At 70.7% G+C, this 823-nt stretch carries 1 pseudogene; it reads left to right on the top strand.

Annotated features, from left to right (window positions below):
- Nucleotides 1–804 (top strand): annotated as a pseudogene (locus ACEN88_RS33085) (cell division protein FtsH); the annotation flags it as partial.
- Nucleotides 805–823: the final 19 nt, after the last annotated feature.

Genomic DNA, 823 nt, shown 5'->3' with positions numbered 1-823 from the left:
AGGACGCCCGGCCTGGCCGGTGCCGACCTCGCCAACCTGGTCAACGAGGCGGCGCTGCTGGCCGCGCGGCGCGGCAAGGAGAGGGTCGAGCGCGGCGACCTGGAGGAAGCCGTCGACCGCGTCATCGCGGGCATGGAAAAGCGCTCGCGCCTGATCAATCCGATGGAAAAGGAAACGGTGGCCTTCCACGAGGCGGGGCACGCGCTGACGGCGGAGTTCCGCGCGCATGCGGACCGCGTGGCGAAGGTGTCGATCATCCCCCGCGGCATCGCCGCGCTCGGCTATACGCAGCAGCTGCCGGCCGAGGACCGCTACCTGCTGAAGAAGAGCGAGCTGCTGGACCGGATGGACGTGCTGCTCGGCGGACGCGTGGCGGAGGAGCTGGTGTTCGGCGACCTCTCGACGGGGGCGCAGAACGACCTGCAGATGGCGACCGATCTCGCGCGCCACATGGTCGCGCAATACGGCATGAGCGAACGTATGGGCCTCGCGACGTTCGAGCAGCCCGCCGCCGCGCCTTATGCGCCGGCCCAGCCGCCGAATACGGCATACAGCGAACGTACGGCGCGCCTGATCGATGGGGAGATCGCGCGGCTGCTCGACGAAGCGCATGAACGGGTGCGCGTCACGCTGCGCGAGCAGCGCGTATTGCTGGATGCGCTGGCCCGCCAGCTGCTCGACCATGAGACCGTCGAGCGCGACGCGCTGCAGGCGCTCGTGCGCGAGCATGCGGCGCGACCTGTCGCGGCACCGTCTGCGGCGCCGGCCGTGGAGCAGGTGGCGGACAGGCAGTCCGGACGGTGATCGGCACGGCGACAAGGGC

This window comes from Massilia sp. CT11-108, from assembly GCF_047302915.1.
Taxonomy (GTDB): Bacteria; Pseudomonadota; Gammaproteobacteria; order Burkholderiales; family Burkholderiaceae_D; genus Telluria; species Telluria orientalis.
This window is presented reverse-complemented; position numbering and strand designations above follow the sequence as displayed.